This is a genomic window from Bradyrhizobium sp., from assembly GCF_035484855.1.
GTDB lineage: Bacteria > Pseudomonadota > Alphaproteobacteria > Rhizobiales > Xanthobacteraceae > Bradyrhizobium.
In genome coordinates this window covers 1-7,173 of sequence record NZ_DATHOP010000168.1, presented here as the reverse complement: position 1 = coordinate 7,173, position 7,173 = coordinate 1, and the positions used below count along the sequence as shown (strand labels likewise).

Below are 7,173 nucleotides of genomic sequence, written 5' to 3'. Positions count from 1 at the left end.
CACCCGAGCCGAGAATGGTCGGCATGTGTTTTTCTCTCCTTGGCGAATGTCGGCAGGCGACGGTCAGCGGGCCCGCGGCAGCAGCCCTTCCTCGATCGCCTTGATCTGCAGGCCTAAGAATTTCGAATTGATGCGGCATTGCGCGAGGCTGCCGGCGATGAACCAGAGGCCCGGTTGCGGCGTGCGGGCGTACATGTTGCGCAGCTCCTGGCCGTCGCCGAATCCCCAGATCGGGCCGATGCGCGCCACGACCGCTTCGCCGAACAGCCGGCCGACCAGCACTTCCTGCGGCTTGTAGCCGGTCGCGAGCACGATGAGGTCCGCGGCGAGCACCTCGCCATTCTTCATCCGCGCGCCCTCGGCGACGAAGCGTTCGATATCGGAAAACTGCCTCAGCGCGATCTTGCCGTCGGCGACGAGATCGGAGCAGCCGACATTGAAATAATAGCCGCCGCCGCGGGTGAGATATTTGAACTGCCAGCCGGTATTGCCCTCGCCGTAGTCGAGCCTGAAACCCTTGCGGGTGAGGCGATCGAGCAGATCCTGATCGAGCTTCTTCGATTGCTCGGTGATCATGACATGGCTCTTCCTCGCCAGGGCAAGCGGCATCGAGGTCGCGATCAGGTCGTTATCTTCCAGCGTGCCCTCGTTGTACGCGGCATAGGCGAGCTGCGCCGAGGGTTCGATATTGGTGATCAGCGTCGGGCTGCGCTGCACCAGCGTGACCTCGGCGCCGCTGGAATGGAGATCCTGCGCGACATCGTGGCCGCTATTGCCGGTGCCGATCACGATCGCGCGCCTGCCCTGCCACGCCTCGCCGTCGTCGTACCGGCTGGAATGCTGGACCTTTCCGGCGAAGTCTTTCAGCGACGGAATGTCCGGCTGGTTGGGAATGCCGCTGACGCCGGTCGCCATCACGACATGGCGCGGATGCAGCACGCGCGTCGCGCCGTCGGCGCGGCGCAGCACCACCGACCAGCGCCCGGCCGCCTCGTCATAGGCGCCGCTCTCGAATTCCGTGCCGGTCCAGTAGTTCAGCTCCATCGCATCGACATAGGCCTCGAACCAGTTGGCGAGCTTGTCCTTGGGGATATAGACCGGCCAGTTCGGCGGGAACGGCATGTAGGGAAGGTGATTGACCTGCACTTGATTATGCAAGGTTAGCGCGTGGTAGCGCTGGCGCCAGTTGTCGCCGATGCGCGGCCAGCGGTCGACGATCAGCGTGTCGATCTGCAACTGCTTCAGGCGCGCGGCGACCGAAAGCCCGGCATGGCCGCCGCCGACCACCAGCACGTCGGGATCGCGGTCGGCATATTCGCTCGAAGCCTTCCGCAGATCGAGCCAGTTCGGTCCGCGAAAATCGCGCGAATAGGATTGGCCGCGCGGCCGCGACGATTCCAGCTGCTCCTCAAAGCCCTTCAACTCGTCGAGCGCGGTGAGCACCGTCCAGGCCTTCGGCCGGTTGCCGTCGGCGGCATCCGGGATCAGGCGGATGATCCCGCTGCCGCGGCCTTGCGCGGTTTCAAATTTGAAGATCGCCTCGATCGAGGACGTTCCGGCGCGCGTCACCCGGCGCGGTGCGGCGCGGTCGGGATCGATCCGAAAGCCGGATGGCGCGGCACTTCCGGCACGCGCTTTCAGTTCGCGCAGGATCGCGTCCGCGCCCTTGAGCGTCTGCAGGTTCCAGCTCAGCGCCAATACGTCGCGCCAGTAGCTGTCTTGATGAAACAGGGATTTCAGCGAGGCGCCGTCGGGCTTGGCAAGCGCGCTCTCGAATAGCGCCAGCCAGTTTTCCGCTGATGTCGAAATGTCGTCGGTTCTGTCCAGCATCGGCGTTTCTCGTTTGGCGCCGTCTGTGCGGCGTTTCCCAACTGGCCAAAACCTATACCGTTTGGGTCAACACAGAAAGGGCACGGCAGCCATGCCTCAGCGCCGCGGGACCTGCCCGCCGATCACGCCCTCACGCTTCCTAAGCGCACGATAATAGCTCCACCACAGATGCGCCGCGGCGCCGCGCCAGGGCCGCCAAGGCTCCGCCAGCGGCACCATTTGTTTGGCGGTCGGGCGCGTCTTCAGGCTGAGTCCTATTCTGACCGCTTCCTGCACCGCGAGATCACCCGCCGGCCAGGCATCGCCATGGCCGAGGCAGAACAACAGATAGACGTCGGCGGTCCACGGGCCGATGCCGTGCAGCGAGGTCAGCGTGTTGTGCGCGGCGTCGGCGTCCTCGTTCGCCAGCACGTCGAGATTGAGGCGCTCGGCGGCGATCTCGCGGGCGAGACCGCGCAAGGTCTTGATCTTCGCCGCCGACAGGCCGAGCCGGCCCAGCCGATCGGCGCGCGCCTTGCGCAAGGCATCGTGGTGGAACGGATCGAACGCGGCCGCAAGCCGGCCCCAGATCGCGGCTGCGCTCGCGATCGACAATTGCTGGCCACAGACGATGGCGGCAAGGCCCGCAAAGCCGGGCTCGCGCCGCCGCAGCGCCGGCATGCCGGCGATCTCGAAGATAGGCTTTAGCCGGGGGTCCTGCCTGACCAGCGCGTGGATGGCCGCTTCGAGGTCGGCCTGGGTGTGGAGGTGGTGGGGCATTTTTTGCGATTCTTCGTCATGGCCGGGCATAGCCGTCCGAAGGACGGCGTCGCTTCCGCTTGCCTATGTCCCGGCCATCCACGTATTCCTACGATATACTGAAGAATGTAAACGTGGTGACCACTGTATCCTGCCGATGCAAAGGCGTGGATGGCCGGGACAAGCCCGGCGTGACGACTGTCGAAAATACAAATGCCCCCCGTCTTCCGCTTCGCGCCGAGCCCGAACGGCTACCTGCATCTCGGCCACGCCTATTCGGCGCTGTTGAATTTCGATCTCGCGCGGATGAGCGGCGGGCGCTTGCTGCTGCGCATCGAGGATATCGATACCGCCCGCTGCCGGCCGGAGTTCGAGGCCGCGATAGACGAGGACCTCGGCTGGCTCGGCATCGCCTGGGAAAGCCCGGTGCGTCGCCAATCCGAACATCTCGCGGACTATCGCCAGGCGCTGGAAAAGCTCTCCGCCCAAGGGCTGATCTATCCGAGTTTCGAAAGCCGCGCCGAGATCGCAAGCCTGGTGGCGCAGCGGGAGGCGCACGCGCCGTGGCCGCGCGACCCCGATGGCGCGCCGCTCTATCCCGGCACGGCAAAGCTGCTGTCGCCTGATGCGCGGGCGGGGCTGATCGAATCCGGCGTGCCGTATGCGCTGCGCCTCGACATGACAGCGGCCTGTGCACGTTGTGGCGAACTCGGCTGGCTCGAGCGCGGCGCAGGCCCGGATGGCGAGACCGGCCGCGTCGCCGCACGACCTGAAGCCTGGGGTGACGTCATCCTCGCGCGCAAGGAAACGCCGACCAGCTATCATCTCGCGGTCGTGGTCGACGACGCCCTGCAAGGCGTGACCGAGGTGGTGCGGGGCCAGGACCTGTTCCATGCGACTGGCGTCCATCGCCTGCTGCAGCAGCTGCTCGGCCTGCCGTCGCCCGCTTACCGCCACCATGGTCTCATTCCCGACGCCTCGGGCCGGAAATTGTCGAAGTCGACCGCCTCGACCGGCTTGCGCGAGCTCCGCGCCGAGGGTGCAACGCCGGCCGATATCCGCCGCCTGGTCGGCCTGGCTTGATTTCGGCCAGCCGATCGCCGGAGCGTGATCCGGAAAGTGGACACCGGTTTTCCCTCGCGACAAACGCGGAACGCGTTTGCGCGGAGAGCATGCTCAATCGAAAAGCCAGAGCGGGACGACGATTCGAAGAAAAGTCATCCCGCTCTGGTGGAAAAGCCCGCTCCGGCGTGACTCGCCGCAGCCTGCCGTGGCATGCTGGGGACGGCCGGGCCGGGGGAATCATGGCGCCAACATCGCGCTCACCGCGCAGCAGGCGGCCGCCGAAAAAGCGGCCGCGAAAAAAACGCGCCTCCAGCCTTGCCGCCGGCAAGGCGAAGAAGCGCGCCGCCGTTGCTGCCGGGCCGGGCGTGGTCGAGGTCGCGCTGGCCGCCTTTGCGCACGAGGTGCGCACGCCGCTCACCGGCATTCTCGCGATCAGCGATCTCCTGGCAACCTCCGATCTCGACGAACGCGAGCGGCGCTGGGTCGATACCATCAAGGCCGGCGCCGAACATCTGGCGAGCCTTGCGACCTTGTTCGTCGATGCCGCCAGAAGCGGGCGCTCGGGCTTTGGTGTCCGGCGGGACTTTTTCGATCTGCGCACGCTTGCCCACAGCGTCGGCGACTCGCTGGCCGGAAGGGCCACCGCCAAGGGCTTGCAGTCGCGGGTCGAGATTTCCGAGAAGCTGCCCGCTTTCGTCACCGGCGACCGCGTTCGTTTGCGGGCGGCGCTCGAAAACCTGATCGACAATGCCACCAAGTTCACCGAACAAGGCGGCGTTGCGCTCACCGTGCGGCCGACCGGTGAGGCGAAAGTCAAAGGGACGGGCAAGGTCGGCGTGGCCTTTGCGGTTTCGGACAGCGGCATCGGCCTTACACTGGCCGAGATCAAGCGGCTGTTCCGCCCCTTTTCGCAGGCCAATGTGAAAATTGCCGCCCGCTTCGGTGGCGCCGGGCTCGGGCTGTCGTCGGTAAAACAACTTGCCCGCGCGATGGGCGGCGATATTGCGGTGACGCCGCGTCGCGGTGGCGGGACGACGTTCACGCTGACGGTGGTGTTGGACCGCGCCGAGGCCTCGTTGGCGGGTTCGGATCACGACGATCCCCCACAGGATTACCCGCGAGGCCTGCACGTTCTCAGCGTCGAGGACAATCCGTTCGGTCGTGTCGTGCTCAACGCGGTCTTGACTGAACTCGGCCATCAGGCGGAATTCGTCGGCGGGGGCGAGGATGCACCGGATCGTATCCTGCAAGGCAGCTTCGATGCGGTGTTGATGGATATGGTGCTTCCAGGCATTGACGGCATTGAAGCCATCAAACGGATTCGCACGCTGGGCCCGCCGTTCGGCGCCATCCCGATCATCGGCGTATCCGGCCGCAGCGATGACGAGGCCGCCGCGCGCGGGGCGGGGGCCAACGCCTTCCTCGTCAAGCCTGTGTCTCCGAGGGCTTTAGCGATTGTGCTGCTTGAAGCGACACGCCGTGCGGCAGCCGCGACTTGATGATCGCCGCATTGAGCTCGCCGCCGTAGACGAAGATCGCCGCCAGGAAATAAAGAAACACCAGCGCGATGATGACCGACGCGAGTCCGGCGTACATGGTGACATAGTTATTGGCAAAACGCGCCAGATATTGCCCGAACACGGTGCCCGATATCAGCGAAGCCAGCAGGGTAAAGACGATACCCGGCAGGATCTGCGAGAAACCCCTGCGGCCCGCAGGAAGCCAGGCATGCAGAACAAACAGCGCAACGATCATCGCCAGGACCGTGATGCTGTAGCGCGCGATGTTGAGCAGATTCTCGTTGCTGTCGACGATCAGCGGAATGTGGCGACGGGTTGCTTCCAGGATCAGGGGGCCGAGCACGATCAGGAAGGCCATCGCCAGCGCGGTGAAGGCGGCGACCAGGGTATATCCGATCGACTCCAGCCGCAGCCAATACCATCGGCGCGGTTCGATCACCGCATAGGCGCGGTTGAGTGCGACACGCAGCGCCTCGACGCCGTTCGAGGCGAAATAGACCGCAAGCACGGCGCCAATGGTCAGGATGTCGCCGCGGGTCGTGGTCAGGACGTCGTGGATGTCGACCGACAGCGAATCCGAGACCTGCCTTGGCCAGACCTGAAGCAGAAGGCTTGCGGCCTGATCGGCGAGTTCCTTTGAACCGAAGAAGCCGGCGAGCGAGGTCAGCACGATCAGAAACGGAAACAGCGCCATCAAGGTCGACAGCGCGATATGGCTCGCGATCGCCCAGCCGTCGTCCGCCAGAAACGTGTAGAAGGCGTCGAGGCCGACATGAAAGATGTAGCGAATCTGCCGCACAGCGGACCCTGATGTGGAGCTTGGGAGAGTCGACCTTTTGATAGAGACTACCTTCGGATATTATTCCGTCAAAAGCCAGTGCGGCAGTTCAGAAGTCCGTCAGCGTGGGGCCGCACAACCATACGGACTTCGGAATCGGGACACGAGATCGTTGCCGTGCGGTCGTGTTGATGGCGGATCGGCAATCGCGGTGTTATGTAGGGAAAATGGCCTCATTTCTTAGTACGTTCATCGTTCCCCTTGCGATAGCCGCGGTTGCGTTGGTGCTGCTGCTCGGTCTCATCAACATGATGCGGGGCGGATCGCCGAGCACCTCGCAGAAATTGATGCGGTGGCGGGTGTTGCTTCAGTTCGTTGCCATCGTCATCATCATGATCACGGTCTGGGCGATGGATCATCGCTAGCGGAATCGGAGCTCTCGTCATGGTCGTCCTCAACCGCATCTATACGCGAACCGGCGATGACGGAACCACGGCGCTTGGCAGCGGCGAGCGTCGTCCGAAATACGATTTGCGGATCGCCGCCTACGGTACGATCGACGAGACCAATGCCGTCATCGGGGTAGTGCGGCTGCATCTGGCCGCGACGCCGGAACTCGATGCGATGCTGGGGCTCATTCAAAACGATCTGTTCGATCTCGGCGCTGACTTGGCGGTGCCCCAGCGCGAAGGCAAGGCCGAGCGCCTGCGCGTGCTGTCCAGCCAGGTCCAGCGCCTCGAACGCGACATCGACCGCTTGAACGCCGATCTTGCCCCCTTGAACTCGTTTGTGCTGCCGGGCGGCACGCCTGCCGCCGCCTATCTGCACCTGGCGCGCACCGTATGCCGCAGAGCGGAACGGATCATGGTGGAACTGGCCGCCAATCCGGACGAGCCCGTGGGAGACGCGGCCATTCAGTATGTAAACCGGCTGTCGGATTTCCTGTTTATCGCCAGCCGCACCGCCAACCACAACGGCGCCGGCGACGTGCTGTGGGTGCCCGGCCAGAACCGCTGACCCGAAAGGGCAATTTTTGGCCCTTGGTGGCGGCCCGGTGGGTAGCGAATGTCAAATCCACTCCACTAGCGTTGACCGGGGTGTGCGGGCGCTTTAGGTTCCGCAGCCCTAAGCTTCAAAACCAAGATGTTCCAGCGAAAGAGGGTCGATGAAGGTCCTGGTGCCGGTCAAGCGAGTGGTCGATTACAACGTCAAGGTCCGCGTCAAAAGCGATGGAACCGGCGT

7 protein-coding genes and 1 pseudogene are annotated in these 7,173 nt (G+C 64.4%); 5 read left to right on the top strand and 3 right to left on the bottom strand.

Annotated elements, in window-relative coordinates:
• Positions 1 to 63: 63 nt before the first annotated feature.
• Together VK804_RS19165 and VK804_RS19160 are read right to left on the bottom strand one after the other, a co-directional pair.
• Positions 64 to 1,830 (bottom strand): NAD(P)/FAD-dependent oxidoreductase, encoded by a 1,767-nt coding sequence (locus VK804_RS19165; protein ID WP_325373114.1) that lies wholly within the window; start codon positions 1,828 to 1,830, stop codon positions 64 to 66.
• Positions 1,831 to 1,926: 96 nt separating this feature from the next.
• Complete coding sequence (locus tag VK804_RS19160) at positions 1,927 to 2,589, bottom strand: DNA-3-methyladenine glycosylase 2 family protein (RefSeq protein WP_325373113.1); 663 nt, start codon at positions 2,587 to 2,589, stop codon at positions 1,927 to 1,929.
• A gap of 192 nt (positions 2,590 to 2,781) precedes the next feature.
• Between VK804_RS19160 and gluQRS the strand changes: the two genes are divergently transcribed.
• Positions 2,782 to 3,651 (top strand): tRNA glutamyl-Q(34) synthetase GluQRS, encoded by an 870-nt coding sequence (gene gluQRS, locus VK804_RS19155; RefSeq protein ID WP_325373111.1) that lies wholly within the window; start codon positions 2,782 to 2,784, stop codon positions 3,649 to 3,651.
• A gap of 221 nt (positions 3,652 to 3,872) precedes the next feature.
• Positions 3,873 to 5,132 (top strand): ATP-binding protein, encoded by a 1,260-nt coding sequence (locus VK804_RS19150; protein WP_325373116.1) that lies wholly within the window; start codon positions 3,873 to 3,875, stop codon positions 5,130 to 5,132.
• Here the strand turns inward: VK804_RS19150 and VK804_RS19145 are convergent.
• The gene (locus VK804_RS19145; RefSeq protein ID WP_325373109.1) at positions 5,059 to 5,952 is read right to left on the bottom strand and encodes a YihY/virulence factor BrkB family protein; all 894 of its coding nucleotides are present in this window, start codon (positions 5,950 to 5,952) and stop codon (positions 5,059 to 5,061) included. The genes VK804_RS19150 and VK804_RS19145 overlap by 74 nt on opposite strands.
• 206 nt (positions 5,953 to 6,158) lie before the next feature.
• Between VK804_RS19145 and VK804_RS19140 the strand changes: the two genes are divergently transcribed.
• The 3 genes and pseudogenes from VK804_RS19140 to VK804_RS19130 all read left to right on the top strand — a co-directional run.
• Complete coding sequence (locus tag VK804_RS19140) at positions 6,159 to 6,356, top strand: twin transmembrane helix small protein (protein ID WP_325373107.1); 198 nt, start codon at positions 6,159 to 6,161, stop codon at positions 6,354 to 6,356.
• A gap of 19 nt (positions 6,357 to 6,375) precedes the next feature.
• A complete protein-coding gene (locus tag VK804_RS19135; protein WP_325373105.1) occupies positions 6,376 to 6,948 on the top strand; it encodes a cob(I)yrinic acid a,c-diamide adenosyltransferase in 573 nt (190 codons plus the stop codon).
• Positions 6,949 to 7,096: 148 nt separating this feature from the next.
• Positions 7,097 to 7,173: pseudogene (locus VK804_RS19130) on the top strand (electron transfer flavoprotein subunit beta/FixA family protein); the annotation flags it as partial.